The organism is Streptomyces sp. NPDC034099, assembly GCF_055575415.1.
In genome coordinates this window covers 183,703-204,911 of record NZ_JBVISR010000007.1, presented here as the reverse complement: position 1 = coordinate 204,911, position 21,209 = coordinate 183,703, and the positions used below count along the sequence as shown (strand labels likewise).

23 protein-coding genes are annotated in these 21,209 nt (G+C 73.3%); 10 read left to right on the top strand and 13 right to left on the bottom strand.

Annotation, left to right across the window (positions count from 1 at the left end; translation table 11 throughout):
* Positions 1-5: 5 nt before the first annotated feature.
* A complete protein-coding gene (locus tag ACZ56V_RS21635) occupies positions 6-1,262 on the top strand; it encodes an alginate lyase family protein (protein WP_468944395.1) in 1,257 nt (418 codons plus the stop codon).
* 34 nt (positions 1,263-1,296) lie between these two features.
* On the opposite strand, the gene ACZ56V_RS21630 is transcribed toward ACZ56V_RS21635, so the two are convergent.
* Positions 1,297-1,611: an STAS domain-containing protein gene (locus tag ACZ56V_RS21630; RefSeq protein WP_468944392.1), complete on the bottom strand. Its 315-nt coding sequence runs from the start codon at positions 1,609-1,611 to the stop codon at positions 1,297-1,299.
* Positions 1,612-1,761: 150 nt separating this feature from the next.
* Here ACZ56V_RS21630 and ACZ56V_RS21625 point away from each other — a divergent pair, with 150 nt between their 5' ends.
* A complete protein-coding gene (locus ACZ56V_RS21625) occupies positions 1,762-3,270 on the top strand; it encodes a carboxylesterase/lipase family protein (RefSeq protein WP_468944389.1) in 1,509 nt (502 codons plus the stop codon).
* Here the strand turns inward: ACZ56V_RS21625 and ACZ56V_RS21620 are convergent.
* Positions 3,224-3,397, bottom strand: a complete 174-nt coding sequence (locus tag ACZ56V_RS21620) for a DUF397 domain-containing protein (RefSeq protein ID WP_468944386.1) — start codon at positions 3,395-3,397, stop codon at positions 3,224-3,226. The two genes, ACZ56V_RS21625 and ACZ56V_RS21620, sit on opposite strands and share 47 nt — an antisense overlap.
* Positions 3,394-4,212: a helix-turn-helix domain-containing protein gene (locus ACZ56V_RS21615; RefSeq protein WP_398913534.1), complete on the bottom strand. Its 819-nt coding sequence runs from the start codon at positions 4,210-4,212 to the stop codon at positions 3,394-3,396. The genes ACZ56V_RS21620 and ACZ56V_RS21615 overlap by 4 nt, the downstream gene beginning before the upstream one ends.
* An 85-nt stretch (positions 4,213-4,297) precedes the next feature.
* Here ACZ56V_RS21615 and ACZ56V_RS21610 point away from each other — a divergent pair, with 85 nt between their 5' ends.
* Complete coding sequence (locus tag ACZ56V_RS21610; RefSeq protein WP_468944382.1) at positions 4,298-4,735, top strand: ATP-binding protein; 438 nt, start codon at positions 4,298-4,300, stop codon at positions 4,733-4,735.
* Between the two features lie 63 nt (positions 4,736-4,798).
* Here ACZ56V_RS21610 and dacB read toward each other — a convergent pair whose 3' ends face one another.
* The 7 genes from dacB to mmuM form a co-directional block, all read right to left on the bottom strand.
* The gene (gene dacB, locus ACZ56V_RS21605) at positions 4,799-6,154 is read right to left on the bottom strand and encodes a D-alanyl-D-alanine carboxypeptidase/D-alanyl-D-alanine endopeptidase (RefSeq protein ID WP_467380911.1); all 1,356 of its coding nucleotides are present in this window, start codon (positions 6,152-6,154) and stop codon (positions 4,799-4,801) included.
* 191 nt (positions 6,155-6,345) lie between these two features.
* Positions 6,346-6,942, bottom strand: a complete 597-nt coding sequence (locus ACZ56V_RS21600; RefSeq protein WP_398913528.1) for a hypothetical protein — start codon at positions 6,940-6,942, stop codon at positions 6,346-6,348.
* Positions 6,939-8,297 carry a DUF58 domain-containing protein gene (locus tag ACZ56V_RS21595; protein WP_467380915.1) on the bottom strand — a complete coding sequence of 453 codons (1,359 nt, stop codon included), beginning with the start codon at positions 8,295-8,297 and terminating at the stop codon, positions 6,939-6,941. The genes ACZ56V_RS21600 and ACZ56V_RS21595 overlap by 4 nt, the downstream gene beginning before the upstream one ends.
* Entirely contained in the window at positions 8,294-9,292 is a 999-nt protein-coding gene (locus ACZ56V_RS21590) for an AAA family ATPase (RefSeq protein ID WP_468944377.1), read from the bottom strand. The genes ACZ56V_RS21595 and ACZ56V_RS21590 overlap by 4 nt, the downstream gene beginning before the upstream one ends.
* Positions 9,289-9,873 carry a hypothetical protein gene (locus ACZ56V_RS21585; protein WP_468944374.1) on the bottom strand — a complete coding sequence of 195 codons (585 nt, stop codon included), beginning with the start codon at positions 9,871-9,873 and terminating at the stop codon, positions 9,289-9,291. The genes ACZ56V_RS21590 and ACZ56V_RS21585 overlap by 4 nt, the downstream gene beginning before the upstream one ends.
* Positions 9,870-10,826 carry a DUF4129 domain-containing protein gene (locus ACZ56V_RS21580; protein WP_468944373.1) on the bottom strand — a complete coding sequence of 319 codons (957 nt, stop codon included), beginning with the start codon at positions 10,824-10,826 and terminating at the stop codon, positions 9,870-9,872. The genes ACZ56V_RS21585 and ACZ56V_RS21580 overlap by 4 nt, the downstream gene beginning before the upstream one ends.
* 73 nt (positions 10,827-10,899) lie before the next feature.
* Positions 10,900-11,814: a homocysteine S-methyltransferase gene (mmuM, locus tag ACZ56V_RS21575; RefSeq protein WP_468944371.1), complete on the bottom strand. Its 915-nt coding sequence runs from the start codon at positions 11,812-11,814 to the stop codon at positions 10,900-10,902.
* A gap of 161 nt (positions 11,815-11,975) precedes the next feature.
* Here mmuM and ACZ56V_RS21570 point away from each other — a divergent pair, with 161 nt between their 5' ends.
* Genes ACZ56V_RS21570 through ACZ56V_RS21560 form a run of 3 tightly spaced genes read left to right on the top strand, consistent with a single transcriptional unit; the run spans position 11,976 to position 14,649 of the window.
* A complete protein-coding gene (locus ACZ56V_RS21570; RefSeq protein ID WP_468944368.1) occupies positions 11,976-12,818 on the top strand; it encodes a lysostaphin resistance A-like protein in 843 nt (280 codons plus the stop codon).
* Positions 12,815-13,993: a sensor histidine kinase gene (locus ACZ56V_RS21565; RefSeq protein WP_398913509.1), complete on the top strand. Its 1,179-nt coding sequence runs from the start codon at positions 12,815-12,817 to the stop codon at positions 13,991-13,993. Before ACZ56V_RS21570 ends, ACZ56V_RS21565 begins: the two co-directional genes overlap by 4 nt.
* A complete protein-coding gene (locus tag ACZ56V_RS21560; RefSeq protein ID WP_398913507.1) occupies positions 13,990-14,649 on the top strand; it encodes a response regulator in 660 nt (219 codons plus the stop codon). Before ACZ56V_RS21565 ends, ACZ56V_RS21560 begins: the two co-directional genes overlap by 4 nt.
* 16 nt (positions 14,650-14,665) lie before the next feature.
* On the opposite strand, the gene ACZ56V_RS21555 is transcribed toward ACZ56V_RS21560, so the two are convergent.
* Entirely contained in the window at positions 14,666-15,202 is a 537-nt protein-coding gene (locus ACZ56V_RS21555) for a hypothetical protein (protein WP_467380928.1), read from the bottom strand.
* 107 nt (positions 15,203-15,309) lie between these two features.
* Here ACZ56V_RS21555 and ACZ56V_RS21550 point away from each other — a divergent pair, with 107 nt between their 5' ends.
* Positions 15,310-15,771 carry a hypothetical protein gene (locus ACZ56V_RS21550; protein WP_468944364.1) on the top strand — a complete coding sequence of 154 codons (462 nt, stop codon included), beginning with the start codon at positions 15,310-15,312 and terminating at the stop codon, positions 15,769-15,771.
* A complete protein-coding gene (locus ACZ56V_RS21545) occupies positions 15,768-16,523 on the top strand; it encodes an isocitrate lyase/phosphoenolpyruvate mutase family protein (RefSeq protein ID WP_398913501.1) in 756 nt (251 codons plus the stop codon). Before ACZ56V_RS21550 ends, ACZ56V_RS21545 begins: the two co-directional genes overlap by 4 nt.
* A 2-nt stretch (positions 16,524-16,525) precedes the next feature.
* On the opposite strand, the gene ACZ56V_RS21540 is transcribed toward ACZ56V_RS21545, so the two are convergent.
* The gene (locus tag ACZ56V_RS21540; protein ID WP_467380931.1) at positions 16,526-17,095 is read right to left on the bottom strand and encodes a TetR/AcrR family transcriptional regulator; all 570 of its coding nucleotides are present in this window, start codon (positions 17,093-17,095) and stop codon (positions 16,526-16,528) included.
* 82 nt (positions 17,096-17,177) lie between these two features.
* Positions 17,178-18,434, bottom strand: a complete 1,257-nt coding sequence (gene aldO, locus ACZ56V_RS21535) for an alditol oxidase (RefSeq protein WP_398913497.1) — start codon at positions 18,432-18,434, stop codon at positions 17,178-17,180.
* 106 nt (positions 18,435-18,540) lie between these two features.
* Between aldO and ACZ56V_RS21530 the strand changes: the two genes are divergently transcribed.
* Positions 18,541-19,860 carry a radical SAM protein gene (locus tag ACZ56V_RS21530; RefSeq protein WP_356370166.1) on the top strand — a complete coding sequence of 440 codons (1,320 nt, stop codon included), beginning with the start codon at positions 18,541-18,543 and terminating at the stop codon, positions 19,858-19,860.
* Positions 19,861-20,104: 244 nt separating this feature from the next.
* Entirely contained in the window at positions 20,105-21,205 is a 1,101-nt protein-coding gene (gene rsgA / locus ACZ56V_RS21525; protein WP_398913493.1) for a ribosome small subunit-dependent GTPase A, read from the top strand.
* The last annotated feature ends 4 nt before the right edge of the window (positions 21,206-21,209 follow it).

Below are 21,209 nucleotides of genomic sequence, written 5' to 3'. Positions count from 1 at the left end.
ACACCATGAGCCGCACCTCCCCCCACCGGCGCCCCGGCGGAAGGCCGGGGCCGAGCCGCCGCGGTCTGCTGAAGGCCGCCGGCGGTCTCACCGCCGCCGTCGCGGTCGGCGCCTCCGCCACGGCCCTCACCGGCAACGAGGCCGGGGCGGCCCCGGCCGCCTTCACCCACCCGGGCATGCTGCACGCCTACGGCGAACTCAACCGCGCCAAGGTGCGGGTCGCCGCGGGCGACGACCCGTGGCTGTCCGGCTGGAACCGGCTGACCGCCAACGGCCACTCCGCCGCCACCTGGACCCCCCGCCCCCAGGCCACGGTCGTCCGCGGCGGCACCGGCCAGAACTACACCCTGCTCTACAACGACATCCACGCCGCCTACCAGAACGCCCTGCGCTGGAAGATCGCCGGCACCGCCGCCCACGGCGACTGCGCCGTCCGCATCCTCAACGCCTGGTCGTCCACGCTCACCGAGGTCACCGGCAACGCCGACCGCTATCTCGCGGCCGGGATCTACGGCTACCAGTTCGCCAACGCCGCCGAACTCGTGCGCGACCACCCCGGCTTCGACCTCGACCGCTTCAAGGAGATGATGCTGAACGTCTTCTACCCGCTCAACAACCGGTTCCTGAACGAGCACAACGACGCCTGCGTCACGAACTACTGGGCGAACTGGGACCTGTGCACCATGAACTCGATCCTCGCGATCGGCATCCTGTGCGACGACGCCGCGAAGTACGACCAGGCGGTCGACTACTTCAAGAACGGCGCCGGCAACGGCTCCCTCCGGCACGCCGTCCCCTTCCTCCACGACGCCGACGGCTACGCGCTCGGCCAGTGGCAGGAGTCCGGCCGCGACCAGGGGCACACCGTGATGGGCATGGGCCTGATGGGCGCCTTCTGCGAGACGGCCTGGTCCCAGGGCGACGACCTGTACGGCTACGACGACAACCGGTTCATGAAGGCCGCCCAGTACGTCGCCAAGTACAACCTGGGCCAGGACGTCCCGTTCACCACGTACACCTGGGGCACCGGCCAGAACTGCGCCCAGCAGTCCCACACCGCCGTCTCGGCGGCGAGCCGGGGCCAGGCCAGGCCGGTCTGGGACTCCCTCTGGTACCACTACGGCCGCCGACGCGGTATGGACGTGCCCTACATCAGGGCCATGGCGGAGAGCGTCCGCCCCGAGGGCGGGGGCGGCGACTACGGCTCCGCCAGCGGCGGCTTCGACCAGCTCGGCTTCGGCACGCTGATGTACGCGAAGTGACGCCACAGCACCTCTGCGGACGGTGACGGCTCCGCTACGCCGTGAAGGCCGCCACCCTGTCCAGCCCGGCCTGCCGCAGCGTCCGGTGGACGGCCGGGCGGGCACCCCGCACGGTGAGGGCGACCGGCTCCGGCGTCCGGGTCACCGTCCGCAGCAGCGCGTAGGCGCAGGCCAGGTCGATGTGGTCCAGGGCGCTCATCTCCAGGGTCCAGGCCCCCGGCTCCCGCAGCCGGGGGTCGAGGAGCAGCTCCTCCAGCACGCGCAGCGCGGGGGCGTCCAGGTCCCCGGAAAGGGCCAGCACCGCGTGCCGCCCGTCGGCCTCGGCGATCCTCACGGGTGCGTCCGTCACGACAGCCTCCTCGGTGGCGCGGCACGTGCGTGGCATGCGTGGTCTCCATTGTCCCCCAGCCGTGTCCGTCGCGGCGTCCCGGAATAGATCCGGACGGCGTGACGCTGTGCTGTGGGCGGTACGAGAGTGCGGCGAAGGGCTGGTGGGCGCATGCGGTCAGGCCAGACGAACCCCGTGGTCAGAACGGTTCACGGCGCGGTACGCGGCAGGTACGAGCACGGTGTCGCCGTGTTCCGGGGCATCCCCTACGCGGCGCCCCCGTTCGGACCGGGCCGCTTCCGCCCGCCCGTGCCGCCCGAGCCCTGGGACGGCGTCCGCGACGCGGGTTCCTTCGGCCCCACGGCCCCGAAACCGCCGTACTCCGAGGCCTTCGCCCGGTACCTCTCCGATCCGGCGATCCCCGGCGACGACTGCCTCAACCTCAACGTCTGGACCCCCGAGCCCGGTCCCGGCGCCCGCCTGCCGGTCCTGGTCTGGCTGCACGGCGGCGCGCTGACCAGGGGCTCCTCCGCGGTACCGGTCTACGACGGCCACACCTTCGCCCGGGACGGCGTCGTCTGCGTGTCGATCAACTACCGGCTGGGTGTGGAGGGCTACGGACTGTTCCCGGACGCCCCCGCCAACCCGGGCCTGCGCGACCAGATCGCCGCCCTCCAGTGGGTGTGGGAGTCCATCGCGGCCTTCGGCGGCGACCCCGACCGGGTCACCGTCGCCGGCCAGTCCGCGGGCGCCATCAGCACCGGCGCGCTCCTCGCCGCACCGCGGGCCCGGGGCCTGTTCCGCCGGGCCGTGCTCCAGAGCGGCGCACCCGAGGCCACCGACCGCGACAAGGTGCGGCGCATGGTCCGCCGCATGGCCGCCCGCCTGAAGATCCCCGCCACCGCAGAGGCCTTCGCCGCCGCCGACCGTGAGCAGCTGCTGCGGGCCCAGGCCGAGGTGGGCAGATTCAGCAGCCCCGTACTCGGCGGCCCCGGCTTCGGCCTCGTCGTCGACGGCGACGTGCTGCCCCGCGACCCGCTGGAGGCGCTCCTCGACGGCGACGCGGCACCGGGCGTCGACCTCATGATGGGCTGGACCCGCGACGAGTACCGGCTCTGGCTGGTCCCCGGCGGCCTCCTCGAACGCGTCGACCGGCTCGGCGCGGTGGCCCTCGCGGGCGCCCGCGCCCGCTGCCACTGCGGCAACGAGGTGGTACGCGGCTACCGCGCGCTGCGCCCCGACGCGGGGACCGCCGAGACCGTGGGCCAGCTCGTCACCGACCACCTGCTACGCATCCCGATGCACCGCCTCGCCGACGCGCGGCCCGCCTCCTCGCACGTCTACGAGTTCGCCTGGCCGTCCAACCTGCCCGACCTCGGCGCCTGCCACGCCCTGGAGCTGGGCTTCGTCTTCGACTCCGGCGACGGCCCCGACGCGCGCAGGCTCGCGGGCGAGGGGGCGCCGCAGGAACTGGCCGACGCGATGCACGGGGCGTGGGTGCGGTTCGTGGAGACCGGCGACCCCGGCTGGGCGTCCTGGGACGCCACGCACCCCGTACGGGTCTTCGGCGACGGCGCCCCGCGTACGGCCCACGGCCCGCTGGACGCCGAGTACGACCTGTGGAAGGCCGACGTCACCACGCCCCGAGGAACGCGGCCCAGGCGTCTGGTCCGACGGTGAGGTGTCCCTGCGGGGCTTTTGAGTCGCGGATGTGGACGGCGGTGGGTTCTTGGGCGACCTCGACGCACTGGCCGCCTTCGCTGCCGCTGTAGGTCGACTTGAACCACTTGAGTGCGGTGTCGCTCATGCTTCTCCCAGGAGACGGTCCAACAGGCCTCTTGATTCCTCGGTGTTGAGGGCCTGGGTCCGCAGCATCGCATATTTCTGGGTCAGGATCCCCACCCCTTCGGGATCGGCGATCAGCTGGCTACCACGTTGTGTCTCCATGTAGGCGAGCCGCTGGTACTCGGGCGTTTCCATCAGGACGAAGGCGCCGTCGAGCCCGGCATGAGAAGTGCGGCCGAGCGGCAGAACTTGGAGGGTGATGCCGGGTGTCTCCGAGTATTCGCGCAACGCCTGAATCTGCTCCGCGTAGACGTCCCGTCCACCCAGGCGGTCCCTCAGCGCTGCCTCCCAGATGACGAAGCTCGTGGTGGGGGGCACCTTGCGGTGCAGGATCTCTTGGCGCTGCATGCGGGTAGCCACCCGCAGTTCGATCTCGTCCTCGTCATACACGGGAACGCGGCTGCGAAAGACAGCGCGCGCATAGCCCTCTGTCTGGAGCTGGCCGGGTACGGCCAGGTTGTCGTACACGGAGATGGCGATGGCCTCCCGCTCCCGGTCCAGGAACTCCTCCGCCCATAGCGGGACCAGATCCACCTCCGGCATTTTGCTGAGCGCGGTCGACAACGCCCCCTTGGTTCCCAGGAGTTCGTCGAGCTGCTCGGCGAGGTCCGGCTTCAGTGGGCGGCGGCCCTGTTCGATCGAGGCGATCTGCTGCTCGCCGATGACGAATCGCTCGCCCAGCGACCTCTGGGTGTGCCCGGCGGCCTGCCGGTAGAGGGCGAGCAGCGCGCCCACCATCTTCATCGCGGAGGCGTTCCTCCGTGTCGTCGTGCCCATGAGGTCGAACTCCCCACCCGCGCGCGTACGTTCACCATCGCGCACCCGTACAGACCGGATGTACGGCCATGCGCACTGTCCCATCATGACCACGGAGCGTGATCATCGTCCCGTGAACAGTCAAACTCCACCCCCGTCCCCACGTGAGCGCTTCTACCTCCGGGAGCGCCGGTCCGTCCCCGCCGCTCGGGAGTTCGCGAGGGAGGCGCTCGCCGACTGGGGTGTGCGCGGGCGTGCGGACGACGTGGTGCTGTGCGTCAGTGAACTGGCGACCAACGCCCTGCTGCACGGCGTACCGCCGGGCCGGGGCTTCCTGCTGCGGCTGCTGCCCTGCGGGGACGGCGTACGCGTCGAGGTCCACGACAGCGGGGACGGCGTACCGGCCGTACCGCTGGACCCCGGCGGGTCGGACGAGGGCGGGCGCGGGCTGCTGCTGGTGTCGGAGCTGGCGGACAAGTGGGGCGTGACGGAGCGGGAGCCCGGCAAGGTCGTGTGGTTCGAGTGTGCCGTCCCGGTGGACTGACGGGCACGCCGTCTGCCCTCGGGGGCCTTCACCGGATCTCCACGCTCCGTCACCTGCGACGGGTCAGGCCCAGCAGCCGTTCACGGTCGCGGCGAGGCCGTCCATGGCGTCCTTGATGTCGCTCGGGGCAGCCGTCGAGTTGTTCTCGATGAAGGAGAAGATCCGCCAGTCGCCGTCGTCGGTCCGCGTGACGCCGCTCAGGGCGACGGCACCGGTGAGCGTGCCGGTCTTGGCGTGCACCTTGCCGACGGCGCACTGGGAGTTGGGGTCGTCGAAGCGTCCCCACTCCGGGCCGAGGCTGGCCCCGGCCTCGCCCGCGACCGGCAGTCCCTCCAGGATCGAACCCAGGGCGGGGGACTCCGTGATCGCGTCGAGGAGCTGCGCGAGCGTGGCGGCCGGGATGCGGTCGGCGCGGGAGAGGCCGCTGCCGTCGTGCATCTCGAAGTTGTCCAGGGAGATGCCGTACGAGCTGAGCACCTGGCGGACCAGCTCGACGCCGCCTTCGAAGGTGGCCGGCTTGCCCAGCTCCACGGCGGTCATCCGCAGCAGGGTCTCGGCGATGTTGTTGTCGCTGGTCTTGAGCATCTGCTTGACGATGTCCGACAGCGGCGCCGACTTGTGCTGGGCCACCGGCACGTCGGTCTGCTTGGCCGTCGTGCGGGCGACGTCGCCGGTGACGGTGACGCCCTGTTCGGCGAGCTTCTTCGCGAAGACCTTGCCCGCGTCGATGGACGTGTCCTGGACGGCGGCACCGTCGACGACGAGCGAACGGACCGGGGCGATCTCGGTGGGGTAGTAGCCCTCGTTCCAGCCTTCGGCGAGGCTCGGGTCGGCGAACAGGCTGTCGTCCACCCGGACCTGGACGTCGGTCCGGCCCGCCGCCTTGAGCCCGTCGGCGGCGGTCTTGGCCAGCTCCGCGACGTCCTCGCTGGTGAGGGTGCGGTCACCGCCGCCGACGAGGGTGAGGGTGCCCTCGCCGTACACGACCTTCGTGGTGAACTCGTGGTTCGCGCCCAGCAGCGTCAGGGCCGTGGTGGCCGTGGCGAGCTTGGCGTTGGAGGCCGGCATGAGGGCGGTGGAGCCGTTGTGGTCCCACAGGGCGGTGTCCGAGTCGGCGTCGAGCACGACGCCGCTGACGTCGGTGCCCAGACGCTTGTCGGCGAGGCGCTCATCGAGGTTCTTGACCAGCTGGGCGTCGTCGGCGGCGAGGTCGTCGACGGAGACGCCCTGGGTCTGCGGAGTGGTGTCGTCGGCGGCGAAGGCCGAGGTGCCGGCCAGCGTGGCGGAGGCCACGGGCACGGCCATCGCGAGCACGAGGGCCCGGCGTGCGCCGATGCGGCTCACTCTCGCCCTGCGATGCCTGCGCCGTCCGCCCGGGGCGAAGGTGTTCGTGGGGGTTTCGTCTGGCGTACCAGTCATGAAGTGAATTCCAAAGATCGGTTACTTCTTCTGTGGGGGTGAAGCGTCGGGCACGCTACCAGCCGTCATATGAAGGGCTGGGACGAGAATTGACAGGGTGTGAATGTCTTGCGACCGAATGCCGGAACGGGAACCCGGGTGCTTTTCGTGAAGGCGGTTTTTCGATGCCGGACGCGTGATTCCGTTGCCCTTCAGTCTCCCTGGGCGCGGGACTTCGGGGCAGCGGCCCGCCACCGGGAGCGCAGCACCGTGCCACCGGCCACCGCCAGCCCCACCACCGTCCCGGCGGCGATCACCCGGCCCAGCCCCGAACCGGTCCCGGACACCGGGACGGCCGCCGCTGCCGCCACCACGCCCGCGCCCGCGCAGGCCGCGACCGCCTCGCCCCACACACGTGCGGTCCCGCGCCCCCACCGCCACGGCCACGTCTCGCTGGTCACCAGATAGGCGACCAGCAGCCCGACCACACAGGCGCCCTCCCACCAGGCCGGTTCCTCGAAGGCCGCGATCACCACCACGCCCGCCGCCAGCAGCGTCGTCCGGTGGCGCAGCAGCCGGTAGGACCACCAGACGGCCTCCACCGACGGCCGCCGGTCCAGCGAGGGCGCGGCCCACAGCGCGAAGGCGAGTGCGCAGACGAAGGGCACCGCCTCCCCGGCGGTACCCACCGTCGCCCACGGCCGCCACGCCATCACGACGGCCGCCGTCCCCAGCACTCGCACCGGCACCGTGCCGATCCAGTAGCCGAGGTACTCCCGCAGGCCGGCCCGCGTGTCCAGCGCCGTCATCGCGCGCGCCCCCTTCCGCCGACCCGCCCCGCCAGCAGCGGCGCCAGCGCCAGATCCAGTGACTCGCCCTCGGTGTGCCGGAGCACCGGCACGCCGCTGTCCCGCAGTGCGAACCGCATCGCGTCCCGCTCCGCGCGCCACAGACGCAGCCCCAACTCGCCCGCCACGTCGCCCGGTTCCACCACCGGGTCGCCGCTCGGGATCTCCACGACCACCGGGCGCCGCCCGCGCGCCTGGAGGTCGCGCAGCACCTCCAGCATCCGTGCGTCGCTGAGCGGGGTGAACACGTACACGAGTGCCCCCTCCGGCAGTGCGGGCGGCGGGACCCGCTCCAGCCCGTCGCCGCCGAAGCCGCGGTCCTTGCGCACGTCGAGGACGCTCTCCACGATGCGGTAGAACGCCGCGTCCCCGGTGCCCGGCGCCAGCCACCGGGTGGTGCCGCCGGTCGAGACGACCCCCACCCGGTCGTGGGTGCGCAGATACGCCCGGGTGAGCCCGGTGGCGGCCCGTACCGTCTCGTCCAGGGACGACAGCCCGGTCACCGGGTCGACCACGTCGCCGAACGCGTCGATCAGCATCACCGTGTCGGCGGCCCGCTCGGCCGCGAACCGGTGCAGCTGCACGGACCCGCGCCGGGTCGTCGACGGCCAGTGGATGCGCCGCTGCCGCTCCCCGGGGACCCAGGGCCCCACCCCGATGACCTCGACGCCCTCCCCGGACTGCGGCGAGGCGTGCTCGCCGAGCCGCTGCGGCAGCCGTACCGGGATCGGTGTGAACCGGGCCTGCGTGGCGCGCGGGAACACGGACACCTCGGCCGCCTCGACGCGCACGGTGCGGCGCACGGTGCCGCCGGGGTCGTACACGTCGACGTCCACCGGGCCGAGCGACCAGCGGCCCCAGTGCAGCGCCGTGTGGCGCAGCGTCACCGTGGACGGGCCGACGACGACCTCGTCGAGGCGCAGTCCGGGCCCGAGCGTGACCCCGGGGTCGAGGCGCACGGCGTCGCCGTCGTGGGCCACCGCGATCCGCACGGTGACCGTGTCGCCCTCGAAACAGCGCCCCGGCTCGACGGTCGCCGACGTCTCCACGCGGCGGGCGTGGGCGCGGGGCAGCGAGAGCGCGAGCAGCACCAGCGGAGCCGCCGCGAGCGCCAGCAGCCACGCCCGGCCGGTGAGCAGCGCGGCGGCCAGCGCCACGACGGCGACGGTCAGCAGCCGCAGCGTGCGCTCGCTCGGACGCGGGCCGCCGGGCGGCGGGGGCGGCGGCTGTGTCGGGGCGGTGCGCCCCTCCAGGGCGCGGACCACCGCCGCGCTCGGCCGGGGCGCGGGCTCCGGTCCCGGTGCGGGCGCGGTCACGACGGGACGGCGGCCGTACGCCGCGTCGTGGGCGTACCGACGCCGTCGACCACCTCGCGCAGCACGTCGTCCGTCGACATCTCGCGCACCCACAACTCCGGCCGCAGCGACACCCGGTGGGCCAGCGCGGGCACCGCGAGACCCTTGATGTCCTCCGGGACCACGTAGTCGCGGCCGTCCAGCACGGCACGGGCGCGGGCGAGCTGGACCAGGGCGAGTCCGCCGCGCGGCGAGGCGCCGATGCTGATCTGGGGGTGCTCGCGGGTCGCGCCGACGAGCGCGACGGCGTACTCCAGCAGGTCGTCGTCGATCTCCACCCGCTCCACGACGGCCCGCCACGCCACGACGTCGTCCGGCCCCGCGAGCCGTTCGAGCACGGCCTCGGGCGCGGCCCGGTCGATCCGGGCCCGCAGCATCGTCAGCTCCTCCCGGGCGGACAGATACCCCATCCGCACCCGCAGCTGGAACCGGTCGAGCTGCGCCTCGGGCAGCGAGTACGTGCCCTCGTACTCCACCGGGTTGGCCGTCGCGATCACCAGGAACGGGTCGGCCAGCGGCCGCGTCTCGCCGTCCACCGTCACCTGGGACTCGGCCATCGCCTCCAGCAGCGCGGCCTGGGTCTTGGGCGGCGTCCGGTTGATCTCGTCGGCGAGCAGCAGGTGCGTGAAGACCGGCCCCGGGTGGAACACCATCTCCCCGGTGCGCTGGTCGTACAGCGGCGTTCCGGTGACGTCGGAGGGCAGCAGGTCGGGCGTGAACTGGATCCGGCGGAAGTCCAGGCCGAGGGTGGTGGCGAAGGATCGCGCGAGGAGTGTCTTGCCGAGCCCCGGCAGGTCCTCGACGAGGACGTGGCCGCCGGCCAGCACGCCCAGCATCACGAGTTCGAGCGCGTCCGGCTTGCCGACGACGGCACGGCCGATCTCGCGCAGTACGGCACCGGCCTGCTCGCCGACCTGCTCGGCGGTGCGGAGCCGGTTCGTGGAGGGAGTCGTCACGTCTCTTGGTCCTTACCGGTACGAGGGATGCGGGTGCTGGAGGTGTTGGGCGCGCCGAGTGCTTCGAGCCGGTCGACGAGGCGGCGCAGCACGTCGACGGGGACCTCGCCGTCGGGTCCGGTGCCCGGTGTCACGGGACCGAGCCACGGCCACAGTTCGGGGCCGACCAACTCGGCGGCCCGCTCGGGCTGGTGCTCCAGGGACACGTGGTGGTGCTCGGCGAGCGCGGCGGCGTACAGGTGGCGCAGTTCGGCCCGCAGCACCGCACGGTAGTAGAGGGCGCCGTCGGGTCCGGTGGACGTGGTCACGTTCCGGCGCCACTCGCCCATGCCGGGCACCCGGGTCCGCAACAGCCGTACCTCGTCCCGGTACGCGGAGTCCAGGGCGCCCGCCCCGGTGACGTACCGGGCGACGAGCAGGGCCACGGCGACGAGCAGGGCGACCAGGGCACCGGCGGCCCCGGCGCCGTCGAGGAGCAGGACGAGCAGGAGGCCCGAGCCGGCGACCGCGCCGCCGAGCAGACCGAGCCGGGGCAGGGTGAGCATGTCCTCTCCCGGGGTCTCCCGCAGGGGTCGCTTCACCGCCCTGCCTCCCGGCCCGTGTTCACGTCCCGGTCCCGGAGCAGTGACGCGATCTCCTCCAGGGCACCGGCCGCGGCTTCCCGGTGTGCGCCGTCCATCGGGTGCGAGGAGTAGCGGGCCTCGCGGAAGAGCGCGGTGAGGCGCGGGGCGGCCGGGCCGGGGGCGAAGCCGGCGTCGGCGGCGCGGGTGAGCAGGTCGGCCGGGCTGTCGGAGGCGCGCCGGGGCACACCGGACGCGGCGAGGGCGTCCTCCATCGCCGCGTAACAGGCGATGACGGCCGCGCGGGCGTCGTCACCGGTACCGGCCAGGGCGCGGCGGCCCGAGTCCACGGCGGACAGGAGCAGTCGCGCGTCGTCGTCCCCCGTCAGGGTGCCCGCGCGGTCGGGGCGTTGCGGCACCCGCAGCCCGAACCGGCGCAGCCGCCGCACGACGGCCACCACGACGAGCACGACGGCGACCGCGGCCAGCAGCGCGAGCACGAGGTACAGCGGCAGGGAGGAATGGTCCGTCGCACCGGGCCGCTGCCGGGGCGGGGGAGTGACGAGGGCCGGCGTGGGCATCGGGTCCGTCGCGAGGGGCGTGGGCGGCCCCGTCGTGTCGTCGCCGGTGGAGAACCGGTGCAGGACCATGGCGAGGACGCCGATGACGCCCGTCGCGGCGAGCAGCAGGGGCGCGGCGATCTCCCGCAGCCGCTCCTCGTGCGGTGGCAGCGAGAACCGGTCGGCGCCGAAACGGTGGCGAAGGTTCTGGACGACCGTCCACGCCCCGAACGTCCAGGCGACGGACGCCCCGATCACCACGAAGCCCCAGTCGCCGAGCGGGCCCCGGCCGGAGTGCAGCAACCCCTCCGCGGGCCGCAGCGCGAGCGCGGCGAGGGCCAGCGCCGCGACCACCGCGGCGGCGACCCACACGCCCGGCACCGCCCGGTGCGCCGTCCGCTCCCCGCGTTCCATGCCGTGCCCCCCGCCGGACCCGCCGCCGCCCTCGAACGCCTGTTCACGGCCATCTTGGCACACGCCGCCCCGGTCACTCCCGGGACAGGGTCCGGGCGATCGACGCGACCGTCTCCGGGCCCACCCGGCAGCAGCCGCCGACCAGCCGGGCCCCGCGCTGCCGCCAGCCCCGCACCCGCTCGGTCGCGAACGACGAACGCCCCCGCCAGCTCCGCGACCCCGCGTCCCACGTCTCCCCGCTGTTGGGATAGACGACGACCGGTTTGCCGGTCACGCGGGCGGCGGTCTCCACCGCGCCGGAAACGTCCTCGGAGGCACAGCAGTTGACGCCCACCGCGACCACCTCCGCCGCGTCGGCGGCCAGGGCGAAGGCCTCCTCCAACGGCTGCCCGGCGCGCGTGCGGTCCCCGGCCACCGTGTACGACAGCCAGGCGGGCACGCCCAGTCCGCGCACCGCCCGCAGCAGCGCCGCCGCCTCGTCGGTGTCCGGGACCGTCTCCAGCGCGAGGACGTCGGGCCGTGCGGCCGCCAGCACCTCCAGGCGGGGACGGTGGAACCGCTCCAGCTCGCCCACGCCCAGGCCGTACCGGCCCCGGTACTCCGAGCCGTCCGCGAGCATCGCCCCGTACGGGCCCGCCGACGCCGCCACCCACAGCCGGCGCCCCGGGCGGACCGCCCCCGCCCGGCGGGCGGCCTCCCGCGCCGACTCCACGCTGAGCGCGAGCAGTCCGGCGGCCCGCTCCCGCCCGATGCCGCGCCGGGCGAAGCCCTCGAAGGTGGCCTGGTAGCTGGACGTGATCGCCACGTCCGCGCCCGCCTCGTAGTAGGCGAGATGGGCCCGCGTGATCGCCTCGGGGTCCTCGGCGAGCAGCCGGGCCGACCACAGCGCGTCCCCCAGGTCGTGCCCGGCCGCCTCCAGCTGGTTGGACAGCCCGCCGTCGAGCACGAGCGGGCCGGAGGCGAGGGCGTCGGCGAAGTCGCTGGTCATGCGTCCGAGGCTACGACGTCCCCACCCGTGCTCCGGGGCCTTGTCCCCCGAGCGAGCTACAGGCAGGTGTCCACCGTGAGGTGACGATCCGGGGCCGTCGGATCCGTAGCGTCCGGTGCAGCCCGCGGCACTCCGGTCCCGGGCCCGAGAGGGGAGTTCCCGTGAGGTTCGTCTGGCAGTTCCTGGCCGTGCTGGCGGCGTACGCCGTCGGCGGCGTCGCCATCAACGCGGTGAAGGACAACGACTGGCTCACCCTGGTCGTCGGTCTCACGGCGGCGGCGCTGGTGCTGTTCGTGTACGGGTGGGTGGTGCGGCGGACCGAGCGCCGCCAGGCCCTGGACGTGGCCCCGCAGGGCGCCGGCGCCAAGCTCGGCTGGGGGACGCTGATCGGTGTGGGGATGTTCTCGGCCGTCATCGTCAACCTCTACGCCTCCGGGCACTACGAGGTCGACGGGCTGGGCTCGGTGCAGGGCGCGATCGGGCTGGTCGGCTTCATGGCCGGGGCCGCCGCGACCGAGGAGGTCGTGTACCGCGGGGTGCTGTTCCGGATCATCGAGGAGCACATCGGCACCTACCTCGCGCTGGGGCTGACCGGCTTGGTGTTCGGGCTCTCGCACCTGCTCAACGAGGACGCCACCTTGTGGGGCGCCGTCGCCATCGCCATCGAGGCCGGGTTCATGCTCGCCGCCGCGTACGCCGCCACCCGCAACCTGTGGCTGACGATCGGCGTGCACTTCGGCTGGAACTTCGCCGCGGGCGGTGTCTTCAGCACCGTCGTCTCCGGCAACGGCGACAGCGAGGGCCTGCTGGACGCCACGATGTCGGGCCCGAAGCTGCTCACCGGCGGCGACTTCGGACCGGAGGGCAGCGTGTACTCGGTGGGCTTCGGGGTGCTGCTGACGCTCGTGTTCCTGTGGCTGGCGCACCGGCGCGGGAACATCGTGTCGTTCGGCTCCCGGCGGCGTGCCGCGCGTGTCGACTCCGCCGCTACACTTCCCCGGTGATCGATCGCCGACGGATCCCGGAGCGGATTCCGAAGCTGTGGCATCGGCTCGACGTCACGGTCCGGGACCTCCCCCTCGGGGTGCTGCTCCTCGTCGCCTCGCTCCTGCCGGAGCTGCGCGGTCAGGGCACGGAGATCGGCGGACTGCCGACCCGTCCCGCCGACGCGCTGGCCGGGGTGGCGGCCGTCCTGCAGTCCATCCCCCTGGCCGTGCGACGGCGGTGGACACTCGCCTGCCTCGCCCTGGTCTCGCTCGGCTTCGCCCTCGACCAACTGCGCGGCTACCACCTGTTCGCGGGCGCCGCGCTCCCCATCGTGCTGATCAACGCGGGCTCCCACCAGGAGAAGTACCGGCGTGCCACGCAGGTCGCCGCCACCCTGGCGTACGTGGCCATGGCCGTCGGGCTGAACGCGCGCGGCGGCGACGAAACGCTGGTCGAGTACGTGACGTTCTACCTGATCCTCGCCCTGGCCTGGGGCATTGGGGCGTGGATGCGCTCGGCGCGCGCCGCGGAGGCCGAGCGGCGCACCCGGGTCGCCGAGGACGCCCGCAGCGCCGAACGCACCCGCATCGCCCGCGAGTTGCACGACGTCGTGACCCACCACGTGACGGCGATGGTCGTGCAGTCGGAGGCGGCCCGGTACCTGACCGCCGCGCCCGAGCGGCTCGACGAGACGCTGGCCGCCGTCAGCGACACCGGCCGGCGGGCCATCACCGACCTGCGGCACCTGCTCGACCTCCTCAACCCCGACCACGGCACCGCCGAGCCCAGGACACCGCCCGTCGGCCGGGTGCTCACGCTGGTCGAGCAGACCCGCCGGGCCGGGCAGCCGGTGGAGTTCACCGAGGAGGGCACCCCGGCGGCGGCGACCGGCAGCTCCGACCTCGTGGCCTACCGTGTCGTCCAGGAGGCCCTCACCAACGCCCTCAAGTACGACCACGGCGGCAGGACCTCGGTCCTGGTGCGCCACGGAGAACGGGAGATCACGGTGGAGGTGGGCACGGACGGCTCCGGCACGGGGGCCGCGTCCCCCGGCGGCAGCGGGCGGGGGCTGGCCGGACTGCGGGAGCGGGTCGACGTGCTGGGCGGCGAGTTCAGCGCGGACCGTGCCAAGGACGGCGGCTTCGTCGTCCGGGCCCGGATACCCGGGGGAAGCGGGGGGAGCACGTCATGAGCGCACCGGTCCGGGTCGTGATCTGCGACGACCAGGCACTGATCCGCACCGGTCTCACCACGATCATCGACGCCCAGCCCGACCTGGAGGTGGTCGGCGAGTGCGGGGACGGGCGGACCGGTGTCGACCTGGCCCGCGAACTGCGCCCGGACGTCGTGGTGATGGACATCCGCATGCCGGTGCTCGACGGCCTGGAGGCCACCCGTTTGCTGGCCGGCGCCGGGGTGGAGCACCCCGTCAAGGTGCTCGTGGTGACGACGTTCAACCTCGACGAGTACGTCTACGAGGCGCTGCGCGCGGGCGCCAGCGGCTTCCTGCTCAAGGACGCGCCGCCGGACCGGCTGCTGCACGGCATCCGCACCGTGGCCATGGGCGCGGCACTGCTCGACCCGGACGTGACGCGCCGCCTCGTCGGCCGGTACGCGGCCCGGATCCGCCCCGCCGAGGGCACCGCCCGGGACATCCCGCTCACCCCCCGGGAGACGGAGGTCCTGCGCCTCATCGCGGACGGCCTCTCCAACAGCGAGATCGCCGCGGCCCTGGTGATCAGCCCCGAGACCGTCAAGACCTTCGTCTCCCGCATCCTCACCAAACTCGACCTGCGCGACCGCGTCCAGGCGGTCGTCTACGCCTACCGGCACGGGCTGGTGGCCTGACCCGCGGGACGGCCGCTCAACTCCGCAGCCGGCCGCGCATCTGCGACAGACGCCGGTCGAAGCGGAAGTTGTTCCAGGCCAGCCAGCCTATGGCCACGACGGCCAGGCCGAGCATCAGGCTCCCGGCGCCGACCGACCCCGAGGCGAACCAAAGGGCCGACGTACCGAAGAAGATGAGGGCCAGCAGCGGGAACGCCCACCAGCGGTTGCGTCGCAGCCGCTCCTGGCGCGAGTCGACCAGCTCCGCCATCGCCCGCCGCCGCTCGGGGTCCCGGGGCGCCGGTCCGCCCTTGAGGATCTGCCGCTCCATGGCGGGCACGTCCTCCGGTTCCGCGCCGACCGCTCCGGCGTCGCGCACCCGCCGTCGGCGCACCCACCACACGGCCCAGGCGGCGGCCGGCACCGCGCCCACCACGGCCGACGGCCACGCCGACGCGCCGTTCATGAGCAGCCGTACCCCGACGCCCACGACCAGCGCGGCCGCACCGATGGCCCAGAGCCTGTCCTGCCACCGCGGCCGCGGACGGTCGTCGCCTCTGTCTGCGCTCGCCATGTCACCTCTCATGGGGAAGATGTGGAAGTACGGTGCAGACCGGATACCCCCGATCCCCAGGAACACTTCGGCCGTGGCCGAAGCAACGGGACCGTAGCGTGCGGGACATGAGCGACACGAACACCGTCACCGCGCCCGCCGACGCCGTCACCGGCATGGTCGACCACGTCCTGGCCCTGGCCGCCACCTGGACCCGCTGGGACGGGAGCCCCGCACACGTCGACGGCCGCGTCTACACCCCGCACAAGGCGGTCCGGCGGGTCGCCGACCACATGGTCGACCACCTCGCGGAGCTGGAGGCCCGTCTGGCGGGCGAGGAGACGCAGCCCGACCACTGGCACGCCTCCCTGGTCACCACCGACGCGGACCGCGCGCCCTTCACCGCCGAGGACCTCGACGAGGCCCGCAGCCGCCTCACCCGGCTCGCCCGGATCTGGGCCAACCGCCTCGACGCGCTCACCGACGAACAGCTCGACCACTCGCCCGGCGAGGGCTGGAGCTTCCGCGAACTCGCCGCGCACCTCGCGGAGTCCGTGTACTACGCCGACGCGGTGGGTGACCTGTCGTGACCGCGACCGCCTTCGCCGCCCTGCACCGCGCCGGTGAACCCCTGCTGCTGCCCTGCGCCTGGGACCACGCCTCCGCGTTCGCCCTGGCGGGGCAGGGCTTCGGCGCCGTCGGAACGACCAGCCTCGGTGTCGCGGCGGCGGGCGGACTGCCCGACGGGGCGTCGGCGACCCGCGACGAGACCCTGCGGCTGGCCCTCGCCCTCGGCTCGGCACCCTTCCTGCTCTCCGTCGACGCGGAGGACGGCTTCAGCGACGACCCCGACCAGGTGGGGGAGTTCGCGCGGGAGCTGGCGGCGGTCGGCGCCGTCGGGATCAACCTGGAGGACGCCCTCGGCCCCGCCGACCGGCACGCCGCGAAGATCGCCGCGGTCCGCTCGGCCGCCCCCGGCCTGTTCGTCAACGCCCGTACGGACACGTACTGGTCGGGCGACGGCGACCCCGCGGAGACGATGCGGCGCCTGACGGCCTACCGCGAGGCCGGTGCCGACGGCGTCTTCGTCCCCGGGCTCACCGACCCCGCCCGTATCGCCGCCCTCGCCGCCCACTTCGACGTCCCCCTCAACGTCCTGTACTCGCCCACCGGACCCACCCCCGCCCACCTGGCCGACCTCGGCGTACGCCGCGTCAGCCTCGGCTCGCTGCTCTACCGGCGGGCGCTGGGCGCCGCCCTGGAGACGGCCACCGCCATCCGGGCGGGCCGGACCCCGGAGGGCGCGACACCCACGTACGACGAGGTGCGCGCGCTGGGCTGACCTCACGCGCGCGGCCAGTTCTCCAGTGCCACGTGCAGGGCGTCGACCACCTTGTCCCAGGACGCCTGTACGTCGCGCGGTGCGCCGAAGCCGCCGGAGGCCTCCAGGGCGCAGTACCCGTGGAAGGTGGAGCGCAGCAGGCGTACCGCGTCGGTGAGGTCGGGCTCGGTCAGGCCGTAGGCGCGCAGCATGCCGTGGGTGATCTCGGCGGTGCGGCGCAGGGCGGGGGAGTCGGCGACGAGGGACTGGTCGACGCGGATCTGGGTGGCGGCGTAGCGGCCGGGGTGGCGCAGGGCGTAGGCCCGGTAGGCCCCCGCGAAGGCGGCCAGCGCCTCCTTCCCGGCCCGGCCGGCCACCGCCCCGGCGATCTCCTCGATCAGCTCGCCGCCGGCCAGCAGCGCGACCCGGACGCGCAGGTCCTGGAGATTGCGCACGTGCGTGTACAGACTGGCGTCCTTCACCCCGAAGTGCCGGGCGAGCGCGGAGACGGTGACGGCCTCGAACCCGGACGCGTCGGCGAGATCGGCGGCCGCGGCGACGACGCGGTCCGTGGTGAGACCCGCTCGGGGCATGGGCCGCCTTCCTGCAGCCTAGGGCTTCTAGGTTTCATGCTAGGGCAGGAAGGGCGGCAGTCGCGGATCACCCGCAAGTCGTTCAGCCCGCGAGCACCCCGCGCACGAACGCGTTGGTGAACTTCCCCGCCGGGTCCAGCGCCCCGGTCAGTGCCCGGAAGTCGGCCAGCCGCGGGTACAGCGCACGCAGCTCGCCCGCCGGGACCGCGAACACCTTCCCCCAGTGCGGGCGGGCCGCGAACGGGGCGAGCACCTCCTCCAGCCGCCGCACCACCGGCAGCACCGCCACCGTGTCCTCGACCCAGGTGAAGTGCGCCGCCACGGTGTCCCGGCCGTAGGACGGGCTCAGCCACTGCTCGTCGGCGGCGACCGTGCGGATCTCACAGGTCTGCAGCACCGGCGCGAGCGTCTCCCGTATCGCGTCCATCGCGTGCAGGGCGGCCAGGGCGTGCTCCCGGGGCATCAGGTACTCCGACTGCAGCTCGGCGCCGCTGCTGGGGGTGAACTCGGCGCGGAAGTGCGGCAGCCGCTCGTGCCAGGGCCCCGGCACCCCGAACTGCTCCGTGCAGTTGACCGCGGGCATGCCCGGCACCGGGTGCATCTTCTCGGCGGCCGGCGCCGCGTACGGAAAGCCGTCCAGCGGCCGGTCGGTGCGGCGCTTGAGCCACACCTGCCGGAAACCGGGCGCCCGCCAGTCGGTGAACAGGCTCACGCTGTACGCCGCCGCCATCACCGTCTCGAACGTCTCGGTGTCGAGCCCGGCCAGCGGCAGCTCGGTGAAGACGTGCTGCTCCACCTCGTAGGCCGGCTCCAGGTCGAGCGTGAGCGAGGTCACCACGCCCAGCGCGCCGAGCGAGGTCACCGCCCCGCCGAACCGCTCGTCGCCCCGCGCGATCACCACGGTCGAACCGTCCGCCGTGACCAGTTCCACCTCACGCACCACCGACGCCAGCGAACCGTTGGCCACCCCGGAGCCGTGCGTGCCGGTCGCCACCGACCCGGCGACCGAGATGTGCGGCAGCGAGGCCATGTTCGGCAGCGCCAGGCCCCGCGCGTGCACCCGCCGGGCCAGCTCCGCGTACCGCACACCGCCGCCGACCCGGACCGTACGGGCCGCCGTGTCCACGTCCACCACGGACGGCAGGTCCGCCAGCGACAGCAGCACGCCCCCCTCGCCCGGCTCGGCGATCTCGTTGAAGGAGTGCCCGCTGCCCAGCACCCGCACGCGGTCGCTGCCGGCCACCAAGGACCGCAGGGCGTCCGGGGAGTGCGGCCGCAGCAGCTCCTCGGCCGTGTACGTGATGTTGCCGGCCCAGTTGGTCACCGTGATGTCGCTCATAGCGCGGAAACCTACCCGGCGCGCCTGGAGGGGCCCCGGGCGGGAAGCCGCTCCCGCGGGGGCATACCGTGAGAAGTCGAACGCCGGACCCGGGAGGAGACACGGGATGGACAGCCGTACCGCGCTGGTCGAGGATCTGATGGAGCGGTTCCCGCACGTACCGCGCGAGGCCGTCTTCAAGGAGGACCTGCTGCGCGGCGGTGTCGCCTTCGACCCCTCGGCGCTGAGCGACAACGAGGACGGCGAGGTCAAGCCGAAGTCGTACTTCATCTTCTCCTTCGACCACGGCACCCTGCCCGAGCTGGGCGAGGCCGCGCTGCGCCGCCCGCCGGAGGAGATCATCCTCACCGGCGGCCCCTACGACCTGCGCCGCACCGTCGTCTCGGTCCGGGTGAACCCGGCCTCGCCCTACCGGGTCGCCGCGAACGACGACGGTGTCCTCGGCCTCTACCTGGACGGCAGGCGGATCGCCGACGTCGGCGTGCCGCCCATGCCCGAGTACTACCGGCACAAGCTCTCCAACGGGAAGTCGGTCATGGAGGTGGCCCCGACCATCCAGTGGGGCTACCTGATCTACCTGACGGCGTTCCGCGTCTGCCAGTACTTCGGCGCCAAGGAGGAGTGCCAGTACTGCGACATCAACCACAACTGGCGCCAGCACAAGGCGGCCGGGCGGCCCTACACGGGCGTCAAGGACGTCGACGAGGTCCTCGAGGCGCTGGAGATCATCGACAAGTACGACACCGCCAAGATCTCCACCGCGTACACGCTCACCGGCGGCGCGATCACCTCGAAGGTCCAGGGACTGGACGAGGCCGACTTCTACGGGCGGTACGCCAAGGCCATCGAGGAGCACTTCCCCGGCCGCTGGATCGGCAAGGTCGTCGCCCAGGCCCTGCCCAAGCCGGACGTCCAGCGCTTCAAGGACTACGGCGTGCAGATCTACCACCCCAACTTCGAGGTGTGGGACGAGTACCTGTTCAAGATGTACTGCCCCGGCAAGGAGCGCTACGTCGGCCGCGACGAGTGGCACAGGCGCATCCTCGATTCCACCGACGTCTTCGGCGCGCGCAACGTCATCCCCAACTTCGTCGCGGGCGTGGAGATGGCCGAGCCCTTCGGCTTCAAGACCGTCGACGAGGCCATCGCCTCCACCACCGAGGGCCTGCGCTTCTTCATGTCGCACGGCATCACGCCCCGGTTCACCACCTGGTGCCCCGAGCCCACCACCCCGCTCGGCAAGACCAATCCCGACGGCGCCCCGCTGGAGTACCACATCCGCCTGCTCCAGGCGTACCGCCAGACCATGGAGGAATTCGGCCTCTCCTCGCCCCCCGGCTACGGCCCGCCCGGTGCCGGCAACGCGGTCTTCTCGGTCAGCTCCTTCATGGACAGCCTGCCGGCGGACGCGCCCGTGGAGGTCTGAGCGGACGGTCCGCGGTTATTCGGTGGCGCGCTCCCTGAGCGCGCCACTAAGGTGACGGATGTTCGAGCGGCGGCCGCAACGGCCGCCGACAGGGGTTTTTCGAGGAGGTGTCGACCCATGGCTGTCACTGTGACGGGCGCTGCCCGCATCCAGGAGCCCATCGAGTCCACCTCCTTGGCCGCCGGCTGATCTCAGCCGCTCCCTGAGATCCCGCGTCGGGGCCGCACCCCGAAGGGTCACCCCCTTGACTTCCACGTCCTCCACCTCCGACCGCTCCGCCCTGTCCTCCTACGGCTGGGACGACGACTGGGCCGACGCGTTCGCGCCGTACGTCGCCGCAGGGCTGCTGCCCGGCCGGGTCGTCCGGGTCGACCGCGGGCAGTGCGACGTCGTCACCGCGCACGGCGTGCTGCGCGCCGACACCGCGTTCGTCACGCCGCACGACCCGCTGCGCGTCGTCTGCACCGGCGACTGGGTCGCCGTCGAACCGGACGGCAACCCGCGCTACGTGCGCACGTATCTGCCGCGCCGTACCGCTTTCGTGCGCTCCACCTCCTCCAAGCGGTCCGAGGGGCAGATCCTCGCGGCCAACGTCGACCACGCGATCGTCGCCGTGTCGCTCGCGGTCGAGCTGGACCTCGCCCGGATCGAACGGTTCCTCGCCCTCGCCTGGGAATCGGGGGCGCAGCCCGTGGTCGTCCTCACCAAGGCCGACCTCGTGCCCGATCCGGTGTCCCTGGCGTATCTCGTCCAGGACGTGGAGACCGCCGCGCCCGGCGTGCCGGTGCTGTCCGTCAGCGCCGAGCAGGGCGAGGGGCTCGACGTGCTCGCCGCCGTCGTCTCCGGCGGCACCGCCGTGCTGCTCGGACAGTCCGGCGCCGGCAAGTCCACCCTCGCCAACGCGCTGCTCGGCGAGGACGTCATGGACATCCAGGCCACCCGGGACGTCGACGGCAAGGGCCGGCACACCACCACCACCCGCAACCTCCTCGCCCTGCCCGGCGGCGGCGTGCTGATCGACACCCCCGGGCTGCGGGGCGTCGGGCTCTGGGACGCGGGCAGCGGGGTGGACCAGGTGTTCGCCGAGATCGCGGAGCTGGCCGAGCAGTGCCGGTTCCACGACTGCGCCCACGAGAGCGAGCCGGGCTGCGCCGTCCTCGCCGCCATCGACAGCGGCGAACTGCCCGAGCGGCGGCTGGAGAGCTACCGCAAGCTGATGCGGGAGAACCAGCGCATCGTCGCCAAGACCGACGCCCGGGTGCGGGCCGAGATCCGCAAGGAGTGGAAGCGCCGGGGCGCCATCGGCAAGGCGGCGATGGAGGCCAAGAGGGGCGGCCTGCGGTAGCCCG